Source organism: Nocardioides aquiterrae, assembly GCF_039526625.1.
In the GTDB taxonomy this organism is placed as follows: domain Bacteria; phylum Actinomycetota; class Actinomycetes; order Propionibacteriales; family Nocardioidaceae; genus Nocardioides; species Nocardioides aquiterrae.
Genome location: NZ_BAAAJE010000026.1, coordinates 16667 through 39993, shown reverse-complemented (window position 1 = coordinate 39993; position 23327 = coordinate 16667). Strand labels below are relative to the sequence as shown.

General features: G+C 72.7%; 27 protein-coding genes and 3 tRNA genes. 16 read left to right on the top strand and 14 right to left on the bottom strand.

Annotated elements, in window-relative coordinates:
- Nucleotides 1–21: 21 nt before the first annotated feature.
- The 5 genes from ABD086_RS20535 to ABD086_RS20515 are packed head-to-tail and all read right to left on the bottom strand — an operon-like array spanning nt 22 to nt 4601.
- Complete coding sequence (locus tag ABD086_RS20535) at nt 22–1242, bottom strand: arginine deiminase (protein ID WP_343909675.1); 1221 nt, start codon at nt 1240–1242, stop codon at nt 22–24.
- A gap of 10 nt (nt 1243–1252) precedes the next feature.
- Nucleotides 1253–1837 carry a TMEM165/GDT1 family protein gene (locus ABD086_RS20530; protein WP_343909673.1) on the bottom strand — a complete coding sequence of 195 codons (585 nt, stop codon included), beginning with the start codon at nt 1835–1837 and terminating at the stop codon, nt 1253–1255.
- Entirely contained in the window at nt 1837–3006 is a 1170-nt protein-coding gene (larC, locus tag ABD086_RS20525; protein WP_343909671.1) for a nickel pincer cofactor biosynthesis protein LarC, read from the bottom strand. The genes ABD086_RS20530 and larC overlap by 1 nt, the downstream gene beginning before the upstream one ends.
- Nucleotides 3003–3689 carry a nickel pincer cofactor biosynthesis protein LarB gene (larB, locus tag ABD086_RS20520; protein WP_343909670.1) on the bottom strand — a complete coding sequence of 229 codons (687 nt, stop codon included), beginning with the start codon at nt 3687–3689 and terminating at the stop codon, nt 3003–3005. Before larB ends, larC begins: the two co-directional genes overlap by 4 nt.
- A 27-nt stretch (nt 3690–3716) precedes the next feature.
- A complete protein-coding gene (locus ABD086_RS20515) occupies nt 3717–4601 on the bottom strand; it encodes a prephenate dehydratase (RefSeq protein ID WP_343909669.1) in 885 nt (294 codons plus the stop codon).
- Between the two features lie 138 nt (nt 4602–4739).
- Between ABD086_RS20515 and ABD086_RS20510 the strand changes: the two genes are divergently transcribed.
- The 3 genes from ABD086_RS20510 to ABD086_RS20500 all read left to right on the top strand — a co-directional run bounded on the left by ABD086_RS20510 (nt 4740) and on the right by ABD086_RS20500 (nt 7348).
- Nucleotides 4740–5126, top strand: a complete 387-nt coding sequence (locus ABD086_RS20510; protein WP_343909667.1) for a DUF4446 family protein — start codon at nt 4740–4742, stop codon at nt 5124–5126.
- A 90-nt stretch (nt 5127–5216) separates the two neighbouring features.
- Nucleotides 5217–6833, top strand: coding sequence for a methyl-accepting chemotaxis protein (locus ABD086_RS20505; protein ID WP_343909665.1), 1617 nt, complete (start codon nt 5217–5219; stop codon nt 6831–6833).
- 56 nt (nt 6834–6889) lie between these two features.
- Nucleotides 6890–7348 (top strand): nitroreductase family deazaflavin-dependent oxidoreductase, encoded by a 459-nt coding sequence (locus ABD086_RS20500; protein ID WP_343909992.1) that lies wholly within the window; start codon nt 6890–6892, stop codon nt 7346–7348.
- 89 nt (nt 7349–7437) lie between these two features.
- On the opposite strand, the gene ABD086_RS20495 is transcribed toward ABD086_RS20500, so the two are convergent.
- On the bottom strand, nt 7438–9012 hold the full coding sequence (locus tag ABD086_RS20495; RefSeq protein WP_343909663.1) for a bifunctional phosphatase PAP2/diacylglycerol kinase family protein: 1575 nt from the start codon (nt 9010–9012) through the stop codon (nt 7438–7440).
- 67 nt (nt 9013–9079) lie between these two features.
- Between ABD086_RS20495 and serS the strand changes: the two genes are divergently transcribed.
- Genes serS through ABD086_RS20470 form a run of 5 tightly spaced genes read left to right on the top strand, consistent with a single transcriptional unit; the run spans nt 9080 to nt 13050 of the window.
- Complete coding sequence (gene serS / locus ABD086_RS20490; RefSeq protein ID WP_343909661.1) at nt 9080–10357, top strand: serine--tRNA ligase; 1278 nt, start codon at nt 9080–9082, stop codon at nt 10355–10357.
- Nucleotides 10354–11199 (top strand): HAD family hydrolase, encoded by an 846-nt coding sequence (locus ABD086_RS20485; protein WP_343909659.1) that lies wholly within the window; start codon nt 10354–10356, stop codon nt 11197–11199. The genes serS and ABD086_RS20485 overlap by 4 nt, the downstream gene beginning before the upstream one ends.
- The gene (locus ABD086_RS20480; protein ID WP_343909657.1) at nt 11196–11678 is read left to right on the top strand and encodes a GNAT family N-acetyltransferase; all 483 of its coding nucleotides are present in this window, start codon (nt 11196–11198) and stop codon (nt 11676–11678) included. Before ABD086_RS20485 ends, ABD086_RS20480 begins: the two co-directional genes overlap by 4 nt.
- A complete protein-coding gene (locus tag ABD086_RS20475; RefSeq protein WP_343909655.1) occupies nt 11675–12460 on the top strand; it encodes a Cof-type HAD-IIB family hydrolase in 786 nt (261 codons plus the stop codon). The genes ABD086_RS20480 and ABD086_RS20475 overlap by 4 nt, the downstream gene beginning before the upstream one ends.
- Nucleotides 12461–12477: 17 nt before the next feature.
- Nucleotides 12478–13050 carry a hypothetical protein gene (locus tag ABD086_RS20470; protein WP_343909653.1) on the top strand — a complete coding sequence of 191 codons (573 nt, stop codon included), beginning with the start codon at nt 12478–12480 and terminating at the stop codon, nt 13048–13050.
- A gap of 6 nt (nt 13051–13056) precedes the next feature.
- Here ABD086_RS20470 and ABD086_RS20465 read toward each other — a convergent pair whose 3' ends face one another.
- The 4 genes from ABD086_RS20465 to mobA are packed head-to-tail and all read right to left on the bottom strand — an operon-like array spanning nt 13057 to nt 15533.
- Nucleotides 13057–13587 carry a bacterial proteasome activator family protein gene (locus ABD086_RS20465; protein WP_343909651.1) on the bottom strand — a complete coding sequence of 177 codons (531 nt, stop codon included), beginning with the start codon at nt 13585–13587 and terminating at the stop codon, nt 13057–13059.
- 16 nt (nt 13588–13603) lie between these two features.
- Nucleotides 13604–14581, bottom strand: a complete 978-nt coding sequence (locus ABD086_RS20460) for an NAD(P)H-quinone oxidoreductase (RefSeq protein ID WP_343909649.1) — start codon at nt 14579–14581, stop codon at nt 13604–13606.
- A gap of 34 nt (nt 14582–14615) precedes the next feature.
- Nucleotides 14616–14942, bottom strand: coding sequence for a DUF6457 domain-containing protein (locus ABD086_RS20455; RefSeq protein WP_343909647.1), 327 nt, complete (start codon nt 14940–14942; stop codon nt 14616–14618).
- 42 nt (nt 14943–14984) lie between these two features.
- Nucleotides 14985–15533, bottom strand: coding sequence for a molybdenum cofactor guanylyltransferase (gene mobA, locus ABD086_RS20450; protein WP_343909645.1), 549 nt, complete (start codon nt 15531–15533; stop codon nt 14985–14987).
- Between the two features lie 18 nt (nt 15534–15551).
- Here mobA and ABD086_RS20445 point away from each other — a divergent pair, with 18 nt between their 5' ends.
- The 4 genes from ABD086_RS20445 (at nt 15552) to ABD086_RS20430 (ending at nt 17789) form a co-directional block, all read left to right on the top strand.
- Nucleotides 15552–16316, top strand: a complete 765-nt coding sequence (locus ABD086_RS20445; protein ID WP_343909643.1) for a carbon-nitrogen hydrolase family protein — start codon at nt 15552–15554, stop codon at nt 16314–16316.
- 11 nt (nt 16317–16327) lie between these two features.
- Entirely contained in the window at nt 16328–17389 is a 1062-nt protein-coding gene (locus tag ABD086_RS20440; protein WP_343909641.1) for a hypothetical protein, read from the top strand.
- Nucleotides 17390–17426: 37 nt separating this feature from the next.
- A complete protein-coding gene (locus ABD086_RS20435) occupies nt 17427–17657 on the top strand; it encodes a biotin/lipoyl-binding carrier protein (RefSeq protein WP_343909639.1) in 231 nt (76 codons plus the stop codon).
- Between the two features lie 44 nt (nt 17658–17701).
- Nucleotides 17702–17789: transfer RNA gene (locus ABD086_RS20430), tRNA-Ser, on the top strand.
- A gap of 24 nt (nt 17790–17813) precedes the next feature.
- On the opposite strand, the gene ABD086_RS20425 is transcribed toward ABD086_RS20430, so the two are convergent.
- Nucleotides 17814–18197 (bottom strand): hypothetical protein, encoded by a 384-nt coding sequence (locus ABD086_RS20425; RefSeq protein WP_343909637.1) that lies wholly within the window; start codon nt 18195–18197, stop codon nt 17814–17816.
- Between the two features lie 110 nt (nt 18198–18307).
- Between ABD086_RS20425 and ABD086_RS20420 the strand changes: the two genes are divergently transcribed.
- The 3 genes from ABD086_RS20420 (at nt 18308) to ABD086_RS20410 (ending at nt 19261) form a co-directional block, all read left to right on the top strand.
- The gene (locus ABD086_RS20420; protein WP_343909635.1) at nt 18308–18757 is read left to right on the top strand and encodes a hypothetical protein; all 450 of its coding nucleotides are present in this window, start codon (nt 18308–18310) and stop codon (nt 18755–18757) included.
- A 78-nt stretch (nt 18758–18835) separates the two neighbouring features.
- Nucleotides 18836–18929: transfer RNA gene (locus ABD086_RS20415), tRNA-Ser, on the top strand.
- Nucleotides 18930–19135: 206 nt separating this feature from the next.
- Nucleotides 19136–19261, top strand: coding sequence for a hypothetical protein (locus tag ABD086_RS20410; protein WP_343909633.1), 126 nt, complete (start codon nt 19136–19138; stop codon nt 19259–19261).
- 135 nt (nt 19262–19396) lie between these two features.
- Here the strand turns inward: ABD086_RS20410 and ABD086_RS20405 are convergent, their stop codons facing one another.
- The 3 genes from ABD086_RS20405 to ABD086_RS20395 form a co-directional block, all read right to left on the bottom strand.
- On the bottom strand, nt 19397–20419 hold the full coding sequence (locus ABD086_RS20405; protein WP_343909631.1) for a LuxR family transcriptional regulator: 1023 nt from the start codon (nt 20417–20419) through the stop codon (nt 19397–19399).
- A 122-nt stretch (nt 20420–20541) separates the two neighbouring features.
- On the bottom strand, nt 20542–22350 hold the full coding sequence (locus ABD086_RS20400) for a phosphoenolpyruvate carboxykinase (GTP) (protein WP_343909629.1): 1809 nt from the start codon (nt 22348–22350) through the stop codon (nt 20542–20544).
- Between the two features lie 168 nt (nt 22351–22518).
- Nucleotides 22519–23037, bottom strand: coding sequence for a hypothetical protein (locus ABD086_RS20395; protein ID WP_343909627.1), 519 nt, complete (start codon nt 23035–23037; stop codon nt 22519–22521).
- Between the two features lie 86 nt (nt 23038–23123).
- Here ABD086_RS20395 and ABD086_RS20390 point away from each other — a divergent pair.
- Nucleotides 23124–23196: transfer RNA gene (locus ABD086_RS20390), tRNA-Arg, on the top strand.
- The last annotated feature ends 131 nt before the right edge of the window (nt 23197–23327 follow it).

Below are 23327 nucleotides of genomic sequence, written 5' to 3'. Positions count from 1 at the left end.
CGTCAGGGACTATCCGTCAGATCAGTCGACGGTGAGCGGGGCCCGGGAGATCGGGCAGCTCATGCAGCGGGGGCCGCCGCGGCCGGAGCCGAGCTCGGAGCCGGAGATGCGGACCACCTCGATGCCGGCCTCCTCGAGGCGGGCGTTGGTCTCGACGTTCCGCTCGTACGCGACCGCCACCCGGGGCGCGACGGCCAGGGTGTTGTTGCCGTCGTCCCACTGCTCGCGCTCGGCGGTCACCGGGTCGAGGCCGGTGTCGATCTGGTGGAGGGTGTCGATCTCCATCGCCTTCGCGGCCGCGACCAGGAACGGCTCGGCGTCGGCCACCTGCAGCACCAGGTCGCGGTCGTCCTCGGCGCGGTCGGCGAGCGTGACGGCGTACGCCTGGAGCGAGTCGGCGACGTTCGGGTACATCACGATCTTGTCGGTGTCGACCATCGTGCAGACCGTGTCGAGGTGCATGGTCGCGCGCTCCTGCGCGATCGGTACGGCGAGCACCGTGCGCGCCAGGTCGGCGTGGAAGACCTGGCGGGCGAACCGCTCCACGCCGGCGGGGGTGGTGCGCTCGCCGACGCCGACCGCGATCACGCCCGGCGCCATCAGCAGCACGTCCCCGCCCTCCACGTGCTCGTGGTGCCAGCCGTGGATCTTCCGGGTGCCGCGGAACCGCGGGTGCTCGGTGTAGATGAGCTCGGTCAGCTGCGTCTCGCGGGTGCGCGCCGGCATGGCCAGCGAGGTCACCGCCACGCGATCCCGGACCCAGACGCTGGAGTCGCGGGTGAACAGCAGGTTCGGCAGCGGGTCGATGAGGAAGTCGTCGCTGGCGAGCAGCGAGGTGACGATGCCGTGGCCGCCGCGCACCTCGTCGTTGCGGATGCCCGCGGTGAGGTAGTCGGTGAGCTCCTCCGGTGACGCCTCCCGGAGGAACCGGGCGAGGTAGGACCGCAGCGTGTCGCCGAGGTGCAGGCCGGCGAGCGCGGTGGTGATCGCGTGGTTGCGCGCGTCGTCGCTCGCGAGGGTCTCGGTCAGCAGGTCGGTGAGGTAGAGGACCTCGACGCCGCGTTCGCGCAGCTGCTGCGCGAACGCGTCGTGCTCCTCCTGGGCCCGGGCCACCCACGGGATGCCGTCGAACAGCAGGCGGTCGTTGTTGCGCGGGGTGAGCCGCTTCAGCTCGTTCCCCGGCCGGTGGAGCATGACGGTCTGGAGCGTGCCGACCTCGCTGTCGGCGCCGTGCGTGGACATGACCGACAGCCTAGGAGAAGAGCTCGTACGCCGTGAGGGCTGCGAGCACCAGGCAGATCGCGGCGCCGACGTAGTGCAGCACGTGCAACTTGATGAACCGCTGCAGCCCGCGGCCGGCGACCACGGCCAGGCCGCTCACCAGGAGCAGGGCGGCGAGCGCACCGACGAACACGGCCGCGGGCTGCTCGTACTTCGCGACCAGCGAGATCGTCAGCAGCTGGGACAGGTCGCCCCACTCGGCCGCGAAGAGCACCAGGAACGACGCGATGACCGCGCGGATGCCGTGCACGTCCTTGGTCTCGACGTCCGACCCCTCCGCGGCCTGGTGGCTGCGGCCCTCCCGGATCAGGATCACCGCGCCCACGAGGAAGATCACCCCGGCGATCGCCTTGACCAGGTCGTCGGGCAGGAACGACACCGCGTGCCCGAGCAGCACGGCGACGACCGTCTGCACGGTGAACGCCAGCCCGACGCCGATCCAGACCAGGATCGGGCGGTACTTCGTGGCGAGCACCAGGGTCGCGAGGAACGTCTTGTCGGGCAGCTCGACCACGAAGATGGCGAGGAAGGTCAGGCCGATGACCACGGGATCCACTACAGGAACTTTCTGGCGAGGGCGGCGGCCGCGGCGAGGACGTCGGACACCGGTCGGCCGAGGGCGACCGCGGCGCGGGCCACGTCGTCGAACTCGGGTTGGGCGTTGACGACCGTACCCTGATGGCGGGCGAGCTTGACGCTCACGGTCTGTCCGTCGACGTCGACCGAGACGAACTCGCGCTCCAGCGCGTGCTTGCGCAGCGGCTGCTCCCGCAGGCCGATCGTGGTGGTCTGCCGGAAGATCGCGGCCCGCACGTCGGCCGCCCGGCCGCCGTCCACCAGCGCGCTGAGCGTGTGCGCCGGGCGTCCCTTCTTCATCAGGATCGGCGTCAGCCAGGCGTCGGAGGCGCCGGCCTCGAGGAGCGCCGCGATCACCGACGGCCACACCCGCGGGTCGAGGTCGTCGACGTTGCACTCCAGCAGCAGCGGTCCCTCGGCGCCGGCGGCGCCGCCCGGCACGCCCGTGAAGAGCCGGACCACGTTCGCGTGCCCGTCGGGGTCGCGGCCGCCCGCACCGATGCCGATGGCGTCGACGGTCATCGCCGGCTGCGGCCCGTACGACGTCGCGAGCGTGGTCAGCAGCGCCGCGCCGGTGGGCGTGCACAGCTCCATCGCGACCCGGCCGGCGTGGGTGGGCACCCCCCGGAGCAGCTCGGCGACGGCGGGCGGCGGCACCGGCAGCGTGCCGTGCGCGGTCTCGACCGTGCCGGAGCCGACCGCGACCGGCGACACGGTGACCGCCTCGGCACCGAGGTGGGCGAACCCCGCGCACACGCCGACCACGTCGGCGATCGCGTCCAGCGCCCCGACCTCGTGGAAGTGCACCTCGTCGGGCGTCGTGCCGTGGACGGCGGCCTCCGCGACCGCGAGCCGTTCGAACGTCGTGAGCGCGAGGTCGCGGACGCGCGGCTCGAGGGCGCCGTGACCGAGCAGCTCGCGGACGTGGTGCCAGGTGCGGTGCACCGACGAGTCGGTGACGTCGACGTGCACGCGGGTGGCGGCGAGCCCGCCCCGGCGTACCTGCTCGACCCGCAGCGCGATCGGCTCCGGCGCGACCGCGTCGACGGCGTCCCGGACCACGTCGAGCGGCACCCCCGCGCCCACCAGGGCACCGAGCAGCATGTCGCCGCTGGCCCCCGCGGAGGCGTCCACCCAGAGCGCGGTCATCGCGGCACGCTCTGGCGGGCCACCCGCGCGGCGTGCACCCCCGCGCCGTACCCGTTGTCGATGTTGACCACGGTGACCCCGGGCGCGCAGGAGTTCAGCATCGCCAGCAGGGCCGCGACGCCGCCGAGGGAGGCGCCGTAGCCGACGCTGGTCGGGACGGCCACCATCGGTACGCCGGTCAGCCCGCCGACCACCGAGGGCAGCGCGCCCTCCATGCCCGCCACGACGACCAGGCAGTCGGCCGCTTCGAGGCGGTCCCGGACGCCGAGCAGCCGGTGCAGGCCGGCCACGCCCACGTCGTCGATCCGGTCGACCCCGGCACCGTGGACGGCCACGGTCAGCGCCGCCTCGGCGGCGACCGGGGCGTCGGAGGTGCCGGCGGCGACGACCGGGACGGTGCCGGTCGGCGTCGGCAGCGGCCCGAGGGTGACCGCGCGGGCGACGAGGTCGATGGCGGCGTCGGGCAGCGCCCGGCTCACGACGTCGAGGGCCTCGGGGGCGAGCCGGGTCGCGAGGACCGCCCGCTCGGGGTGTCTCTCGTGCAGCGCGCGGAGGATCGCGACGACCTGGTCGGGTGTCTTGCCCGCGCCGTACACGACCTCGGGGTCGCCGGTGCGCGCGGCGCGGTCGATGTCGACGCGAGCGAAGCCGAGGTCGGCGATCCGGGGGTCCTGCTGGTCCACGGGCCGAACCTACTCGACCGCGGCGGTTCAACCCGATGCAGGACCGGGGCTGACCTCGGCGCGGAACGGGTCGGCGGGGTAGACCCCGAGCACCTTGACGTCGGTGGTGAAGAACGCGAGCTCCTCGAGTGCGCGCTGCACGCCGATGTCGTCGGGGTGCCCGTCGACCTCGGCGAGGAACTGGGTGGCGGTGAACTCGCCGCCGACCATGTAGCTCTCGAGCTTGGTCATGTTCACGCCGTTGGTCGCGAAGCCGCCCAGCGCCTTGTAGAGGGCGGCCGGCAGGTTGCGCACGTTGAAGATGAAGCTGGTGACGACCGGCCCGTTGCCCGCCGGGGCCTCGACGAGCTCGGGGGAGAGCACGACGAAGCGCGTGGTGTTGTGCTCCTCGTCCTCGACGTCCTCCGCGAGGATCTCCAGCCCGTAGATCTCCGCGGCCAGTGGGGGCGAGATCGCGGCCTGGGTCGGGTCGGCGGCCTCCGCGACCTCGCGGGCGGCCCCGGCGGTGTCGCCGGAGATGATGGGCTTGAAGCCGTGCTCGCGGATGATCTTGCGGCACTGGCCCAGCGCGTGCACGTGGCTGTGCACGGTCTTGATCGTGTCCATCGTCGTCCCCGGGACGCCCATCAGGCAGAAGCGGATCCGCAGGAAGTGCTCGGCGATGATGTGCAGGCCGGAGCTCGGCAGGAAGTGGTGGATGTCGGCGACCCGGCCCGCGATCGAGTTGTCGATCGGGATCATCGCCAGGTCCGCGCTCCGCTCACCTCCAGGGGCCGACTCGACGGCGGCGAAGACGTCCTCGAACGACGCGCACGGCACGGCCTCCCAGTCCGGGTAGTGCTCCATGCAGACCTGGTGGGAGTTCGCGCCGGGTTCCCCCTGGTAGGCGATGCGTCGGGTCACGGTCGTCATGGTCGCACGCGGCCGCGCGCGTCAGGATTCCGGCGGGAGCCGGTGAGACCGGGGCGCCCAGGCCGCACAGGCTCCGCCGAGGTGGACACGCTGGATGCCCTCACCGCGAGGCTCGCGGCCCGCACCTAGGCTCGGCGCGTGGACATCGCCGCCCTCACCCTCGCCGTCGTCGCCCTCGCAGTCGCCCTCGGCGCTCGCCGCGGGACCGGACGACGCATGGCCACCGGTGCCGAGGCGCTGCCCGAGGACGTGCACGGGCTGCGCCAGGAGGTCGCGGCCCTGCGCGCCGAGGCGACGGATGCGCTGCGTCACCTGGCGGTGGTCCGGTACGACGCCTTCGGCGACATGGGCGGGCACCTCTCGTGGTCTCTCGCGCTGCTGGACGACGGCGGAGACGGTGTCGTGCTGACCTCGATCCACGGTCGCAGCGAGGCGCGGACCTACGCCAAGAGCATCGCCGGGTGGACGTGCGACCAGCAGCTGTCACCCGAGGAGCTCGAGGCGATCGAGCACGCCCGCCCGTAACGGCGCCGTCGGCGGCGCACCACCGACTCCTCAGGTCTGCGGCATCGCGGCCGATCGTGCTCGGCGACGTTATCCGGCGAAAGGCACAGCATGTCCGCGTCCCGACCCTCCACCTGGTCGACCTGGTTCCGCGACCGTTCCGTCCGCACCAAGGTGCTCAGCGCCGTGTTGGTGACCGCGATCGTGGCGCTCGCCGTCGGCCTCATGGGCCTCCGTGCACTGAGCGCGTCCGCGAACGCCGCCGAGGACATCTACACGGAGAACCTCGCGGCGGTCGACGCCGCGGGGGACATGGAGGTGGCCGTCAACGTGATGCGGCTGAAGTCCCGCGACGCCCTGATCGCGGTGACCGACGAGGACTCGCGGGCCGCCCTGGACGAGCTGCAGGCCCTCCGCTCGGACTTCGACGAGGCCGCGGCGCGCTACCGCGCCGGGGGTCTCGACAAGCAGCGGCAGGAGGCCTTCGACGAGCTGACCGCGGCCATGGACGAGTACGTCCGGAAGCAGCGCACCGTGATGGCGCCGCTCGCGATGGGCAACTCCAACGCGGCCTGGTCGGAAGCCAACGAGCGGGTCATGAAGCCGCTCACCACGACGATGGCCGACTCGCTCACGACGCTGACGGGGATCGAGGCGGCCGAGGCCGAGCAGGCCGCGGCCGCGGCCCAGAGCTCGTACCGGAGCAACCGCCTGACGGTCATCGTCCTGCTGCTGGCCGGGATCGGCCTCGCTCTCGGCGTCGGGTGGCTCGTCGCGACCGCCCTGGCCCGCAACGTGGGCAGGGTCAAGGACGTGGCGGACGCGCTGGCCGAAGGTGACCTCACCCGTCGCGCGGACGTCGCGGCCCGGGACGAGGTCGGCCGGATGGCCGAGAGCCTCGATGTCGCCACCGGGAAGCTCCGCGAGCTCATGGGCTCCGTGGTGTCGTCGGCCGACGCCGTGGCGGCCGCGTCGGAGGAGCTGTCGGCGTCCTCGCAGCAGATCGCCGCGGGCGCCGAGGAGACCGCGGTGCAGGCCGGGGTGGTCTCCGGGGCCTCCGAGGAGATCTCGCGCAACGTCCAGACCGTCGCCGCCGGTGCCGAGCAGATGGGTGCGTCGATCCGGGAGATCTCGACCTCGGCCAACGACGCCGCCCACGTGGCCGCCGAGGCCGTGTCGATGGTGGAGAGCACGAACCTGACCGTCGGCAAGCTCGGTGCGTCGTCCCAGGAGATCGGGAACGTCGTCAAGACCATCACCTCGATCGCCGAGCAGACCAACCTGCTGGCGCTCAACGCGACCATCGAGGCGGCTCGCGCCGGCGAGGCCGGCAAGGGCTTCGCCGTCGTCGCCAACGAGGTCAAGGAGCTGGCCCAGGAGACCGCCCGCGCCACCGAGGACATCGCGCGCCGGGTGGAGGCGATCCAGGCCGACTCCTCGGGCGCGGTGGATGCGATCGGGCAGATCGCCGCCATCATCACCTCGATCAACGACTACCAGCTGACCATCGCGTCGGCGGTCGAGGAGCAGACGGCCACGACCAACGAGATGTCCCGCAACGTCGCCGAGGCCTCCACCGGCAGCAGCGAGATCGCGGTCAACATCAGCGGTGTGGCCGCGGCCGCCGACTCCACCACCGAGGCCCTGACCCAGGCGCGGACGGCCGTCGACGAGCTGGCCCAGCTCGCCGGGTCGCTGCGGACGACGGTGGGGGCGTTCCGGGCCTGAGGTCCGCGAGGCCCCCGCGGGCGACCGCGGGGGCCTAGGCTCCCGCTGTGAACCCGATGCGGTGGCTGGCCCTGAGGCTGGGTTCCCAGCCCTGGCTGCACCGGTTCTCGCGGGTGATCGTCGGCTCGGACCTCGCCCTGCAGCGGGTCACCCGCGGCCGGATCACGCTGCTGACCTTCGCCGGGCTGCCCGAGCTCCAGCTCCGGGTGCCCGGCCGGAGGACCGGCATCCTGCGCGTGACGCCGTTGCTGTGCGTCCCGCACGGCGCCGGCTGGCTGGTCGCGGGCTCCAACTGGGGTGCCCCCGAGCCGCCCGCGTGGGTCGCCAACCTGAAGGCCGCCGACGAGCCGCTGGTGACCTTCGGCGGCCGCACCGTCGCCGCCGACGCCCGCCTCCTCACCGGTCCGGAGCGCGACGAGAAGTGGGCGACCATGCTCGAGACCTGGCCCAACTACGCGAAGTACGCCGAGCGCACCCCGCGGGAGCTGCCCGTCTTCTGGCTCACGCCGCGCTGAACCTGTCCGCCGAAACCCGACCGACACGCCGATCACCCCCGGCGTGTCGGTCGGGTTTCACCGGCTGACCGGTGAAACCCGCCGGCGTGTCACCGAGGCACCCGGACCAGCAGCCGCCCGTGGATGCAGGTCATCCGCAGCTCCTTGCCGGGGCCGATCGAGTCGCCGTCGAGCTGGCGCGGGGTGTCGGTGGCGGCGCGGATGACGACGGTGTGCCCGGTCATCCGGTTCACGAGGTCGTCGGTGCGGGGCCGGCGGGCGAGCACGCGGTAGGCGAGCGGGACCCAGGAGAGGAACTTGCGCGGGTGCAGCAGCACCACGTCGAGGACGCCGTCGTCGATGCGGGCCTCGGGGAGCAGCGGCATCCCGGCCTGCAGGAAGCCGACGTTGCCGACGACGACCGTGCGCGCGCGGTGCTTGGTGAAGTCGCCGCCGTCGACCGAGACCTCGACGCGCACCGCGGGGAACATCAGGGACTTGAGGGCCGACAGCACGTAGGCCAGCCACCCCACGCGCTTCTTGATGTCCTCGTTGACGCCCTCCATGATCGCGGCGTCGAAGCCCATGCCCGCCATGACCATGAAGTGGGTGTCCTCGAACCCGTCGCCGGACACCTCGACCAGGTCGATCGCGCGGTCCTGGCCGCTCAGCGCGACGTCGATGGCGGCGCGGATGTAGAGCGGGATGTCGAGGTTGCGCGCCAGCAGGTTGCCGGTCCCGGCGGGGACGATGCCGACCGGGATGCCGGTGCCGGCCAGCTCGGCGCAGACCTCGCGCACGGTGCCGTCGCCGCCGCAGACCAGCACCAGGTCGGCCCCCGTGACCGCGGCGGCCTCGGCCATGCCGGTGCCGGGGTCCTCGACGGTCGTGTAGTACCAGGTCGGGGCCGACCAGCCGGCCTCCGCGGCCATCGCGGTGACGATCGACTCGAACTGCCCGACGTCCTCGACCTTGCTCGGGTTGAGGATCACCGCGAGCCTGCGCTCGGAGAGGTACACCTCCGGCAGCGGCTCGACGGTGGCGGCGTGGCTGCGCGGCAGCGGGTTGTGGAGCGCGATCCCGAGCAGCACCATGCCGATGCCCAGCAGGAAGCCCGCGACCACGTCGCTCGGGTAGTGCCGCCCGAGCAGCACCCGGTCGGCGCCGACGACCAGGACCACGAGCACGATCGCGGCGTACGCCGTGCGCCGGAGGTTCGCCCGGCGGACGAACATCGAGACGAGCACGACCAGGATGCCGCCCATCGCGGCGATCGAGGAGGCGTGGCCCGACGGGAAGGACATGCTGTGCAGGAACTCGTCCGGGTTCTGCCACTCCGGCCGGCCGCGGCCGATCGAGAGCTTGAGGGCCGTGGTGAGCAGCGAGGTCGCGATCATCGCGCCAGCGGTGAACACGGCCGCGCGGCGGTGCCCCCTGACCACCAGGAACACCACGAGGAGCGTCGTGAGGATCGTCATCCCGACGGTGCCGAAGGCGTCCTCGACGGCGTTCAGCGGCTGCCGGAGCCACGGTGAGTCGACCGCCCAGGTCTCGGCGTGCTCCCCGCGGTCGTCCAGCGACGTCATCGACCCCCACCCGGCGACGACGGCGACCGCCACCAGCGCGAACAGCCCGAAGCAGACGGCAGCCCAGCTCAGGATGACGGCGCGGGGTCGGTCGAGCATGGGGGGAAGTATGCCTGCCGGGTATCTGGGCGGCGGGGCCTGCGTCGCCCCGGATAGCCTTGCCGACATGATCGACCCGCGCATCCTCCGTGACGACCCCGACCGCGTGCGAGCCGCCCAGGCCAAGCGCGGTCTGTCCACCGAGGTCGTGGATCGGGCGCTGTCCGCGGACGCCGCCCGTCGCGCGGCGATCGCGTCGTTCGAGGCCAAGCGGGCCGAGCAGAAGCAGCTCGGCAAGCAGGTCGCCCGGGCGCAGGGCGAGGAGAAGCAGGAGCTGCTGGCCCGCACCAAGGCGCTCGCCGCCGAGGTGAAGCAGGCCGAGGCCGCCCAGGCCGAGGCCGAGGCGGCCTGGCAGGCCGCGATCATGGACATCCCCAACCTCGCGGCCGACGAGGCGCCGGCCGGCGGCGAGGACGACTTCGTCGTCCTCGAGAGGGTCGGCACGCCACGCGACTTCGCCGCCGAGGGCTTCGAGCCTCGCGACCACGTCGAGCTCGGCCGGATCCTCGGGGCGATCGACCTCGACCGCGGTGCGAAGGTGTCGGGGTCGCGCTTCTACTTCCTGACCGGCGTCGGCGCCGAGCTCGAGCTCGCGCTGGTCAACCTGGCCATGGAGCAGGCCCGCGAGGTCGGCTTCACGCCCGTCATCGCCCCGTCGATGGTCAAGCCGCGCGCGATGGAGGGCACCGGCTTCCTCGGCCAGGCGGCCGACGACGTCTACCGGATCGAGGGCCAGGACATGTACCTGGTCGGCACGTCCGAGGTCCCGATGGCGGCGTACCACTCGGACGAGATCCTCGACGCCGCCTCGCTGCCCCGGCGGTACGCCGCGTTCAGCCCGTGCTTCCGCAAGGAGGCCGGCTCGCACGGCAAGGACACCAAGGGCATCATCCGCGTGCACTGGTTCGACAAGGTCGAGATGTTCGTCTACACGACCCTCGAGGAGTCGTACGCCGAGCACCAGCGACTGCTGGAGTGGGAGAAGCAGTTCCTCGACAAGCTCGAGCTCGCCTACCAGGTCATCGACGTCGCCGCCGGCGACCTCGGCCTGTCCGCGATCCGCAAGTTCGACTGCGAGGCGTGGATCCCGACCCAGGGCAAGTACCGCGAGCTGACCTCGACCTCGAACTGCACCGAGTTCCAGAGCCGCCGCCTCGACATCCGCGGCCGGTTCGAGGACGGCACCCGGCCGGTCGCGACCCTCAACGGCACGCTCTGCGCGATCACCCGCACGATCGTGGCGCTGCTCGAGACGCACCAGCAGGCCGACGGGTCCGTGCGGGTCCCGAAGGCGCTGCAGCCGTGGCTGGGCGGCCGCGAGGTGCTGGAGCCGGTCGCTTCGTGAACGAGGGAGTGACGGACTGGCAACCGAGGCTCGTCGCGCTGGACATCGACGGGACCATCCTGAAGTGGATCGAGGGGTCCGGCGTCACCCGTGAGGAGATCTCGCCGGCTGTGAAGGACGCCGTACGGCGGGCCGTCGACGCCGGCGCGCACGTCGTCCTCGCCAGCGGTCGCTCGCCGCACGGCATGACGAACGTCGCCGACGTGCTGGAGCTGTCGGGCGCGGACCGGGACCGGGTCTGGGTGGTCGCGTCGAACGGCGCGGTCGTGTTCCGGTACCCGCCCCTGGAGGTCGTCCACGAGGAGACCTTCGACGCCCGGCCGGCCGTCGAGGCGATCCTGGCCCGGCACCCGAGCGCGCTGGTCGCGGTCGAGGAGCGCGGCGTCGGCTACCGGGTCACCTCGCACTTCCCGGACGGTGAGCTCTCCGGCGACATGATCGTCACCGACGTCGACGACCTCCTCGCCACGGAGGTCAGCCGGGTGATCATCCGCGACCCCGAGTCCACCGCCGACGAGTTCGTCGCCCTGGCCGGCGAGCTCGGCCTGCACGGCACCAGCTACGTCGTCGGGTGGACGGCGTGGCTCGACCTCGCGCCGGTCGGCGTCTCCAAGGCCTCCGGCCTCGACTTCGTCGCCGGGAAGCTCGGGCTCACCGCCGCCGACGCCCTCGCGGTCGGCGACGGCCGCAACGACCTCGAGATGTTCGCCTGGGCGCGCCGGGGCGTGGCGATGGGCCAGGCGATCGAGGACGTCCTCGCCGCCGCGGACGACGTGACCGCCAGCGTCTACGAGGACGGGCTGGCCCTCGAGCTGGACCGCTGGTTCGGGGACACCCGGTGACCCTCCCCGACGTGATCACGACGGCGCGTCTCCGGCTGCCGCTGTGGACGCCCGAGGAGGCCGCGGCCATCCTCGCGGGCGACCGCCGCGAGGGCTGGCACCGCGACTACCCGCGGCAGGACGATCGCGACGCCGCGACGATGTACCGCGCCGGGGACCCCTGGGGGCCGCGTCACATCGTGCGGGGTACGACGGCGCTCGGCTCGATCGGCTTCTTCGGACCGCCGGAGGACGCGCCGGACGGCGTCCCCGAGGTCGAGGTCGGCTACGGGCTGGTCGACGAGGCGCACGGCTGGGGCTTCGCGACCGAGGCGCTCACCGCCCTGCTGGCCGAGACCGACCGCGCCGGCGTCCGGGTGCGCGCCAGCGTCGCGCCGGAGAACAAGGCCAGCATCCGGGTGCTCGCCAAGTGCGGGTTCACCGAGCTGCGCGGCAGCAACGAGGACGGCCAGCTGGTGATGGCGAGACCGCTCCCGTGAAGCTGGTCGCCACCGACCTGGACGGCACCCTGGTCCGCAGCGACGGAAGCGTCTCCGACTACACCGCCGACGTGCTCGCGCGGGTCGAGGCCCTCGGCATCCCGGTCGTGTTCGTGACCGGGCGGCCGCTGCGCTGGGCCGAGGAGGTCTTCGAGCACGTGGGCGAGCACGGCCTCGCCGTCGTGTCGAACGGGGCACTGGTCTGGGACGTCGCGCGCCACCGGCCCCAGCTGGAGCGCCCCATCGACCCCGCGCTCGGGCTCGAGGTCTGCGCGCTCCTGCGCGAGGCCATCCCCGGCTCGGTGTTCGCGGTCGAGACCCTCGACGGCATCGGGCTCGAGAGCGAGTTCCTCGAGCGGCACCCGGTGCCGGACGGCGCGCGGCGCGGGCCGATCGCCGAGCTCTTCGACCGCCCGGCGCTGAAGCTGCTCGCCCGGCACGAGGAGCTGTCGCCCCAGGAGTTCTGGGACGCCGCCGAGGCGGTCGTCCAGCGCCGGCTGGTGATCACCTGGTCGTCGGCGACCGCCCTGCTGGAGATCAGCGGCCCGGGGGTGACCAAGGCGTCGACCCTGGAGCTGCTGTGCGCGGACCTGGGCATCGGCTCGGCCGACGTGGTGGCCTTCGGCGACATGCCGAACGACCTGCCGATGCTCGCCTGGGCGGGCACGTCGTACGCGATGGCGAACGCCCACCACACGGTGCTGGCGGCGGCGGTCCGGACGGCTCCGGCGAACGACGAGGACGGGGTCGCGCGGGTGCTGGCTGGCCTCCTCGACCTGTGATCTGCACACTGGACGCCGTGCCGAACCGTCTCCTGGGCCGTCTGCTGGGCCGCCTGCTCGCCCTGGTGCTGCTCGTGGGCGGCGTCGTCGCCGCCACCGGGACGGCGGCCTCGGCCTGCCCGCAGCTGGACAGCTCGCCGGCAGCGCTGGCCAAGCGGGCCGACCAGGTCTTCACCGGCACCGTCGCCGACCGCACCCGGCAGGGCCCCGGCATCCACTACGCGGTGGACGTCGAGCGGGTCTACAAGGGCGACGTCGGCGCGCAGGCGTCGCTCACGACGCCACGCAGCCCGCGCGCCTGCGGCGAGCCGGGCCTGGAGAAGGGCCGGGAGTACGTGTTCTTCGTGAGCGGCGGCCACATCGACGTGCACGGGGCGGCACCCGCGACCGACGCCCGGGTGGCCCGGGTGGAGCGGCTGCTGGGCCCCGGCACGTCGCCGACGCCGGCCGAGCCCGCGCACGCCACCCTCAGCCTGGTGGCCGGCGAGCCGACCACGCTGGCCCGGCTCGCGGCGCCGGGCGTGGCGCTCGTCATCGTCGGGCTGCTCGGCCTGCTGCTGGTCGCCGGCCTCGGCCGGCGCCGTTCCTGACCCGGATCAGAGGTACATCCCGCCGGAGTCGCCGGGCTTGGGCTGGCCGGCCTGCGGGTCCTCGACCTGGGCCTCCGCCGGCGCCATGCCCTGGGGCAGCGCGCGCCGGATCTGCTCGAACTGGGCCCGCGCCGCCATCTGCTGGGCGTAGATCGCGGTCTGGATGCCGTGGAACAGCCCCTCGAGCCAGCCGACCAGCTGGGCCTGGGCGATCCGCAGCTCGGCGTCGGACGGGGTGGCGTCCTCGGTGAACGGCAGCGACAGCCGCTCCAGCTCCTCGACCAGCTCGGGGGCGAGGCCGTCCTCCAGCTCCTTGATCGACGCCTGGTGGATCTCCTTGAGCCGGTTGCGGCTGGCCTCGTCCAGCGGCGCCGACTTCACCTCCTCGAGGAGCTGCCGGATCATGCTGCCGATCCGCATCACCTTGTCCGGCTGCTCGACCAGCTCGGTCACCGAACGTTGCTCACCGTCCTCGGTCACGCCGACGGGCTGCCCGTCCGGACCGATGACGACGACCTGCTGCTGCTCCTGGCTCATGGGTCCACGGTATCCATCAGAAGGTCAGGAGAATCTTCCCGCTGTGCTCCCCGGACTCCATGAGCGCGTGCGCGGCCGCGACGTCCTCGACCGGCATGGTCCCGTGCACGATCGGTCTGACCAGCCCCTCGGCGACGAGCGGCCACACGTGCTCGACGACCGACGAGCAGATCGCGGCCTTCTCGGCCACGGGTCGCGAGCGCAGCGTGGTGCCGATGACGGCCGCGCGCCTGCGGAGCAGCTTGTTGATGTCGAGCTCGGCCTTCGTGCCGCCCTGCATGCCGATGATGACCAGCCGGCCCTCGGTCGCGAGCGCGTCGATGTTGCGGTCGAGGTACTTCGCACCCATGTTGTCGAGGACGACGTCCGCACCGCGCCCGTCGGTCGCGTCCTTCGTCTCCTCGACGAAGTCCTGCTCGCGGTAGTCGATCGCCACGTCGGCGCCCAGGGCGACGCACAGGGCACGCTTCTCGGGCGTCCCGGCCGTCGTGAGCACGCGCGAGCCCAGCTGGTGGGCGAGCTGGATGGCGAAGGTGCCGATGCCGCCGGCGCCGCCGTGGACGAGCAGCGTCTCCCGCGGTTGCAGGCCGGCGACCATGAACACGTTCGACCAGACCGTGCAGGCCACCTCGGGCAGCGCCGCCGCCGTCACCAGGTCGACGCCGGCGGGCACCGGCATCACCTGCCCGGCGGGTACGGCGACCTTCGCGGCGTACCCACCACCGGCGAGCAGCGCGCACGCGGGGTCGCCGACGGACCAGCCCTCGACGCCCTCGCCGACCGCGGCGACGGTGCCGCTGCACTCCATCCCGATCACGTCCGACGCGCCCGGCGGCGGCGGGTAGAACCCCTGCCGCTGCAGCAGGTCGGCGCGGTTGAGCCCCGCGGCGACGACGTCGAGGACGACCTCGCCCGGGCCCGGCTGGGGGTCGGGCAGCTCGCCCACGGTCAGGACCTCGGGGCCACCGGGCCCGCTGGCTACGACGGCACGCATGACGCCCACGCTAGTGGTGACCACCAGCGGGGGGTCACACCTCCTCGTACGCGTCCCCCGTGTGGTCGACGGCGCTGTCGTCGGGGACGTCGTCGTCGACGTCGTCCGGGTCGGGCGCGCCGGCGGGCCGGTCCCAGCCGTCGGCGAGCACCTGCACCTTCGCGGCCAGGGCCTCGATCTGCTCGGGGTCCGCGTCCTGGGAGCCGGCCGCGAACCCGAGCAGGTACGCCGTGATCGGCGCCGCCGGGCGCGCGACGTTGTGCGCCGCCACCCGGGCGAGGTCCAGCACCAGACCCTCGTCCACCTCGGTGTCCACGTCGAGGACGTCGCTCAGCTCGTCGATCCAGTCGTGGAGGTTCACGAGACCCAGATTTCCGCCAACCGCGGGCCGTCCGCAACCCCCCTAGAGGTCGCGCAGGTCGGCCCAGGTGTCCACGTCGCGGCCCTCGTCGCCCTCGGGCGCGACGTCGGCGAGGTCGAGGCCGTCGAGCAGCCGCCGGAACGCCATCCCGTGCTGGCCCTCGTGGTCCGGACGCACGTCGTCGAGCCGGTCGGCGAGCAGCACGCCGGCGAGCTGTCGGCGGCCGTCGGCGTCGGCCAGGAAGGCGCCGTCGCGTCCGGCGGCAGCCTCGTGCAGCCGGCGGAACGTCCAGGGCGTGACGCGGGGCATGTCGACCGCGAGCACGCCGACCGTCGTGGGGCGCGACCGGAGCGCGTCGTACCCGGTCAGCAGCGCCGCGACCGGCCCGCCGTGCCGCGGGCTCTCCCGGCAGAACGTCACCGGGCGCGTGGTCGGTACCGCGTCGCCGACGACCACGACCTCGTCGGCGTCGACGAGCGCCTCCACCGCGTGCTCGAGCAGGGTGCGGCCCTGGTGCTCCACCGACGCCTTGTCGGCGCCGTCCATGCGCACGGCTCGACCCCCGGCCAGGACGATCGCGGCGAACGACATGTGTGGCAGTCTCCCAGGGTGGCCATCCTGCGAGTCTCCGTCGTCCAGCACGCGTCCGGCCTCGAGCCGGGCGGCAACCGCGACCTGCTCGGCCAGCTGGCCCCCGACGGCGCCGACCTGGTGGTCTTCCCGGAGGCGTTCGCCCGCGACTTCGGCGAGCCCGGTGACGACGTGAGTGCGTACGCCGAGACGCTGGAAGGGCCGTTCGCGACCGAGGTCGCCCGGGTCGCGGGGGAGCGCGGCACCACCGTCGTCGCCGGCATGTTCGAGACCGGCGACGACCCGGCGCGGCCGTTCAACACGCTCGTGATGCGCGGAGCCGCCGAGGCGTCGTACCGGAAGATCCACCTCTACGACTCCTTCGGCTACCGCGAGTCCGACCGGCTCACCGCCGGCCCGGTCGAGCCCGTGCTCGTCGACGTGGCGGGCTTCCGGCTGGGTCTGATGACCTGCTACGACCTCCGCTTCCCCGAGCTCGCCCGGCGCCTGGTCGACGAGGGCGCCGAGGTCCTCGTCGCGCCGGCCGCGTGGGTCGCCGGCCCGCGCAAGGCCGACCACTGGCGCACCCTGGTCCGGGCGCGGGCGATCGAGAACACCGTCTTCGTGGTCGCCGCCGGCCAGCCGGGGCCCCGCTACACCGGCCACTCGCTCGTCGTGGACCCGCTCGGCGACGTGCTGGCGGAGGCCGGTGACGGGCCCGAGGTGCTGTCCGCCCGGCTCGACGGGGAGAGCCTCGCCACGGCCCGGAGCACCAACCCGTCGCTCGCCAACCGGCGAATGTAACCTTCCCTGCCGTGTCCAGGTCCGCTCCGCGTCGTCGTGCCGAGCGGCCGCCGTCCCGGTGGGCGCGCCTGGCCGCTGCCGCCCGGACCCGGACCGAGCGGGTGGCGAGCTCACGGCTCCCGGTCGCGGCCTGCGTCGTCCTCGTGCTCGCCGGGCTGGGTGCCCTCGGCGCCGGCGCAGCCGACGTCGGCCCCGGGTGGCTCTGCGGGGCGGGAGCGATCGCGGTCTCGACGGCGTACTCCTGGGCGCTCGCGGCTCGCGCCGGTGGCCGGCCGGTGGTGGTCGGCACGCTCGCGCTGGTGCTGGGCGTGGCCACCGTGCTCAGCGACGACGACCGGCTGCGCACCGGCGCCGCGGTGCTCACCTGCGTGGTCGCCGCCGTCCTGGCGGTGATGGTCACCGTGCCCGCCGTGCGCTTCGTGCACGCCGCGCGCGAGGTGGTGGTCGCGGTCGTGGTCGCGGCGGCCGGAGCCGTGGCGGTGGTCGGCTTCGAACCGGTGGTGACCGTGGCGCGGTTCGAGTACGTCACGCTGGGCCTCGCGCTGCTGGGCGCGTTCGCGGTCGTCTACCGGTTGGGCGCCGGCCTGCACGGGCTCGGCCGGCGGGGCGTGGCGACCGTCCTGATCGGCACCGCCGTGCTCGCGCTGACGCTCGCCTACGCCGAGCTGCTGCGCCGCTACGGCACGCCCGGCCTGGTCGGCAGCCTGCTCGACGGCGTGACCTGGAGCCGCGAGAACCTCGGTGCCTTCCCGCGGCCCCTGGAGACCGCGCTCGGCATCCCTGCGCTGGCGTGGGGCACCCACATGCGCGCCCGGCGTCGTCAGGGCTGGTGGGTCTGCGCGTTCGGCGTTGCGGCAACCACGCCCGTCGCGAACGCCCTGGTCAACCCCGCGGTCACCCTCGAGGAGTCCGTGCTCGCCGTCGTGTACGGCGTGGTCGTCGGGCTGCTGCTCGGCTTCGCGGTGATCCGCCTCGACCTCGCCGTCACCGGGTCGTCCGGTCGCCGCGGCCGGCGCGCCGAGGAGGCCACGGCCCTGCGCCCCGAGCCGGCCCGCACCCGACCCCTCCTCTGATACCGGCCTACGCGGCGGTAACGGCTAGGTTCGCAGCATGGCGCGTGAGCAGGTGGCGGAGGTCGTGGCGGAGATGGTGGCCAACGTGATGAGCGTCGCCGTGGCTCCGGGCGATGCGGTCGCGGCCGGTGACACCGTGGTGCTGCTGGAGTCGATGAAGATGGAGATCCCGGTGCTCGTGGAGTTCGCCGGCACCGTGCGCGCGGTCAAGGTCGCGCCGGGCGACGTCGTCCAGGAGGGCGATGTGCTGGTCGAGGTCCTCCGCTAGCCAGGTCCTAGACTCCTCGAGTGCTCCGCCGCGTGCGGAGGCACGGAGGGGTGCCGGAGTGGCCGATCGGAACCGCCTTGAAAGCGGTCGTGGGGAGACCCACCGCGGGTTCGAATCCCGCCCCCTCTGCCAGGTGCGGTCTCCGGCCCCGTGGGCCTACTCGGAGCCGCCGAGCTCCAACGCGACCTCGTCGTACGCGAGGTCGCGGACACGCTGCATGTGGTGCGAGACGTCGGCGAGCAGCCGGTGCAGCTCCGAGCGGACCTCGTCGACGTCCGGGTTCTCCAGCACCTGAGGCCCCAAGGAGCTCAGCCTGCGGAGCAGCGTGTTGCGCTCGCGGAGCAGCCCGATCTCCCGCGCTGCGAGCCAGCCCTCGCCGGCGAGGCCGGTCTCGGCGACCAGCGCGTCGCGGACCGCCGCCATCCGCTGCCGCACACCCCAGCGCCACGTACCGAGGGGGACTCCGGGCCGGCGGGGGGCCTCCAGGGCCTGCGCAAGGCCCTGCAGTGCGGACGTCGTCTCGATGGAGGTGACGGTCATGAGAACCTCCCGGAGGCCCGGAGCGGTGGGGGGACTTCGAGTGTCACCCCGACGTGAGCGCGCCACAACCCGGTGGCCCGGCAAATTCCGGTGTCTTGTTCAATCAACCCATGCAGACGTCCGACTATCGGCTCGCGCCGGCCCTCGCCGCCCGATTCGCCGGCGCGCTGCTGGTGCTGCTCGCCCTGCTGCTGGTCCTCGTCACCCTCCTCGTGGTCCTCCTCGGGTTGCCCGTCGCGGTGCTGATCGCGGTGGGCGGCGCCGGCCTGGCCGGGGTGGTGGCGGTGTACGTCGGGTTCCGCCGGATGCCGGTGGTCCGCCTCGGCGAGGGGGGCTACCGGGTGCGGCTGGTCCGCCAGGTCGGCACCGACCGGGCGGCGTGGGGCGAGGTGACCGAGGCGGTGACCGCGAGCCCGGGCGGTACGCCGGTGGTCGTGCTGCGGCTGGAGGACGGGCGGTCGACCACGATCCCCGTGCAGATGCTCGCCGCCGACCGGGAGGACTTCGTGCGCGACCTCCAGGCCCACCTGCAGGACGGACACGGCCTCCGGCCGCTGTGAACCGGCCGGCGGTCACCCGGTGATCCGCCCCTGATTGGCCGTCCGGACGGACGTCCTTGTAGCCTGTGCGGGCTGTCGGGAGGCGTCGCCTAGTCCGGTCTATGGCGCCCGCCTGCTAAGCGGGTTTGGGGCTACAACCCCATCGAGGGTTCAAATCCCTCCGCCTCCGCCAGCTGCGGCCCCCTGTGCGCCTCGCGCCAGGGGGTCGCGCCGTACCTGCGGTATGCGGATCTGACTGCATATTCATGCAGCGGTTGCAGGAATGTGCAATGCAGAGATTTGAGGCAGCCGTGCGTTCGTGCTCAGGGGCGTTCCTCGCCCACACTGGTGTCACCGGGTCTTCCGTGGGACCCGATGGCAGAAGGTGGGAGAGGGAACATGAACATTGCGCGAAAGATCGCCGTCGCCGTGGTCACCGCGACGCTCAGCCTCGGACTGGTCGCCGTGACCGCTCCGGCGCACGCTGACAGCACCTGGGGTCTTCGGCCCCCGGGCGGTCGCTGACAGCAGACACAGCTCGGTCGAGTCGGGGACCCAACTCACCCCCCACTTGTTCGGTCCCAGTGCCACCCCCCGGCCCGGCTCGACCACCACGACGAAGGGCAGTGACCTCGGGTCGCTGCCCTTCGTCGCGTCCGCTCACGCTCCCGGGTCGTCCTGGTCGACGTCCTCGTCGTCCTGCCCGGTGATGCCGAGCCGGCCGATCGTGTAGCCGAGCTGGAACCGGGTCTCCGACTCGAACTCGTCCTTGAGGTCGGAGATGTAGCCCGCGTAGGTGCGTGGGCTGACCCCGAGCCGCTTGGCCGAGACGGGGTCGGAGTGCCCCTCGATGAGCATCCGCAGCGTCATCGACCGCTGCTCGCTGGCGATGTCCTTCATCACCGACGCCTCCCGGCTGGTGAACGGCCGGCCGCGCTCCCAGGACCGCTCGAACACGTCGACCAGGTAGGCGACCACGGACGGCTCGCGGACGGCGAGCGCCACCCGGTGCGTCTCCTTGCTGGGGATGACCGCCACCCGGCGGTCGATCACGATCATCCGGTTGAAGAACTCGTCCAGCGTGCGGACCTCGCCACCGCGCTCGGTCACCTCCGCGACGTACTGGCGGGTGACGTTGTTGCGGCGGGCGCTGTGCTGGTACAGGGTGCGGATCCGGGCGCCCCGCTCGAGCAGGGCGGTGTCGCGCAGCAGTCCGATCGGCATCAGCTTCATGTCCCGGATGGCCTGGGGCTGCGCGGTGAGCATCTCCTCCTCGCAGTCGGCGACCAGGGTGGCGATGTAGTGATCGATCTGGTCGACGTGGAGGTAGATGAACGGGCCGGACTCCACCGCGTGCGCCGCCTTGCGCCAGGTGTGGGTCAGCGTGCCGAACGCGGTCGCCCAGTGCGAGGACTCGGTGAGCAGTCGGGCGCCCTCCTGGCCGAGGGGGGACACGATCCGGGACTGCACCGTCGACGGGTCCTGGGCCTCCCAGCGCGCGCCGTCGGTCGACACGCTGATCAGGCCCATCTCGCGCAGCTGCTCGACGGCCGCCGCCCACTCGCCGCCCTTGAGCAGGCGACGATCCTCGACGGGGAGTCCGCCCGCGGACACCAGCTCCTCGTACAGCGCGGTACCTGCTCCCTCGAAGAGCGCGCGCTCCTCGGGCCCGTAGCTCTCCACGCCGCCGTTCCCCCTTCTCGACCAGCCCCCCGTCAGCCGAACTCTTGTGGCTGATGATTCCACAGGTACGCACGAAGGGCCCCGACCGGCGCGGTCGAGGCCCTTCGGGGGTCCGGGTGGGATCAGCCGTCGAGCCGCGCCCGCAGGCCGTCGAGCTCGGTCCAGAGCACGGTGGGCAGGTCGTCGCCGAACTTCTCGAACCACTCCTGGATCTGCGGCAGCTCGGCCTTCCACTCCTCGACGTCGACGTGGAGGGCGGCGGCCAGCGCCTCGTCGGACAGGTCCAGGCCGTCGGTGTCCAGCGACTCGGGGGCCGGCACGTGTCCGATCGGGGTCTCGACGGCCGCGGCCTGGCCCTCGAGCCGCTCGACGACCCACTTGAGGACCCGGCTGTTCTCGCCGAAGCCCGGCCAGAGGAAGCCGCCCTCGTCGTCACGGCGGAACCAGTTGACGTAGAAGATCCTCGGCAGCAACGCCTCGTCGTTGTCCTTGCCGATCGTGATCCAGTGGTTGAAGTAGTCGCCGGCGTTGTAGCCGATGAACGGCAGCATCGCCATCGGGTCGCGGCGCACCACGCCGACCGCGCCGACGGCCGCGGCGGTCGTCTCCGACGACAGCGTCGCGCCGAGGAACGTCCCGTGCGTCCAGTCCCGGGCCTCGAACACCAGCGGCACCGTGGTCTTGCGGCGGCCGCCGAACAGGATCGCGTCGATCGGCACGCCGCGCGGGTCGTCGTACTCGGCCGCGAGGATGTCGCACTGCTTGATCGGGGTGCAGTAGCGCGAGTTGGGGTGGCTCGAGAGCTCCTCGGACTGCGGGCCCCACGGCTCGCCCTTCCACGAGGTCGCGCTGGCCGGCGGGTTCTCCAGGCCCTCCCACCAGATGTCGCCGTCGTCGGTGAGCGCGACGTTGGTGAAGACCGAGTTGCCCTTGTTGATGGTCTTCATCGCGTTCGGGTTGGTGTGCTCGTTGGTGCCCGGGGCGACGCCGAAGAATCCGTACTCGGGGTTGACCGCCCACAGCCGGCCGTCCTCGCCGATCCGCATCCAGGCGATGTCGTCGCCGAGCGTCTCGACCTTCCAGCCCGGGATGGTCGGCTGGAGCATCGCGAGGTTGGTCTTGCCGCACGCCGACGGGAACGCCGCGGCGATGTACTTCACGGTGCCCTCGGGCGAGGTGAGCTTGAGGATGAGCATGTGCTCGGCCAGCCAGCCCTCGTCGCGGGCCATCACGCTCGCGATGCGCAGGGCGTAGCACTTCTTGCCGAGCAGCGCGTTGCCGCCGTACCCGGAGCCGTAGGACCAGATCGCGCGCTCCTCGGGGAACTGCACGATGTACTTGGTGTCGTTGCACGGCCAGGCGACGTCCGGCTGGCCGGGCTCCAGCGGGTGGCCGACGGAGTGGATGCACGGGACGAACTCGGCCTCGAGCTCCTCCATCCGCTGGAGCACCTGGGTGCCCATCCGGGCCATCACGCGCATCGAGGCGGTGACGTACGCCGAGTCCGTGAGCTCGATCCCGAACATCGGCTTCTCGGCGTCGAGGTGGCCCATCACGAACGGGATCACGTACATGGTCCGGCCGCGCATCGAGCCCTGGTAGAGCCCCCGCATGATCCCCTTCATCTGCTCCGGGTCCATCCAGTTGTTCGTGGGCCCTGCGTCGCGCTCGTCCACCGAGCAGATGTAGGTGCGGTCCTCGACGCGTGCGACGTCGATCGGGTCGCTCGCGGCGTAGAAGGAGTTCGGCTTGATGTCCGGGTTCAGGCGGGTGAAGGTGCCCGTGGCGACCAGGGCGTCGGTGAGCTCGGTCCACTCCTCGTCGGAGCCGGTGCACCAGTGGATGCGGTCGGGCTGGGTCATCGCGGCAACGTCGTTGACGAAGTCGAGGATGCCCTGGTGGGTCGTCGGGGCGGTCGTCGTGGCGGTCATGGCGGTTCCCTCTCGCGCGTTCGCGGCGGCTCGCTCGGCGTCGTTGTCGGCGACTCTGTTGCCCCCGCGGAGGCGGGGGCGCGACGCGCCCGACCCCGTGGGTGGGGCGACAGTACCCCCGTCGTCGGACGCTCTCACATTGGATCGATCAACGGGGCGTGTGGTGCGTCACATCCCTTGTTTTGAGCGGGAAAACCCGTCGACCAGGGCCCAGGCTTCGGCCTTTTCGAGACCTAAGAAGTGCGCCTTCGCGGCGCCCAGGTCGAGCGGCGGAACGGCGGCGAGGACCCGGTCGGCCGGGTCGACGATCAGCACCACGCCACCCATGCCGGCGGCGTCGGCGGCGGCCCGGCGCACGGCCGGGCCCGGCTCGAACCGGACCACGACGTCCCATCCGGTGTGCTCGGCGTCGGGCGCCGTCGACGCGGCGCCGACGATGCCCTGCTGCTCGGCGCCGAGCGCCCGGTAGCCCTGGTCGCCCAGGCAGTACCGCCCGGGCGCGGGCGCGCACGGGTCGCTGCCCGCAAGCGGCAGCGCCGGCTGCAACCGCACGGGCAACGGCCCCCGCATGCGGGGCAGGTCGGGGAAGGCGGCGACGCTGGTCGGCGCGGGCTCCGGCGTACCGCTGTGCCCGGCGCAGCCCGCGGCGAGCAGGATCACGAGGACGAGGAGCGGGACGCGGACCACCCGCCGATGGTCGGGGACGGTGCTGATTTCGGCAACGCCCGAGGGGTCGGCTATCCTCGTCCAGTCGTCCGCCCGGCGGGCGACGGGCGCCCGTAGCTCAACGGATAGAGCATCTGACTACGGATCAGAAGGTTTGGGGTTCGAATCCCTACGGGCGCGCAGTGTGATCTCTCAAGAGATCCCGGACTACCCGGACCCTAGTTGGGGTCCGGGTTTTCTGTTTCCGGGGTCTGGTTCCTCGGGTTCGGCCGGTGGTCGGCGTTCGCCTCCACTCCGGGCCCGAGGTCGGT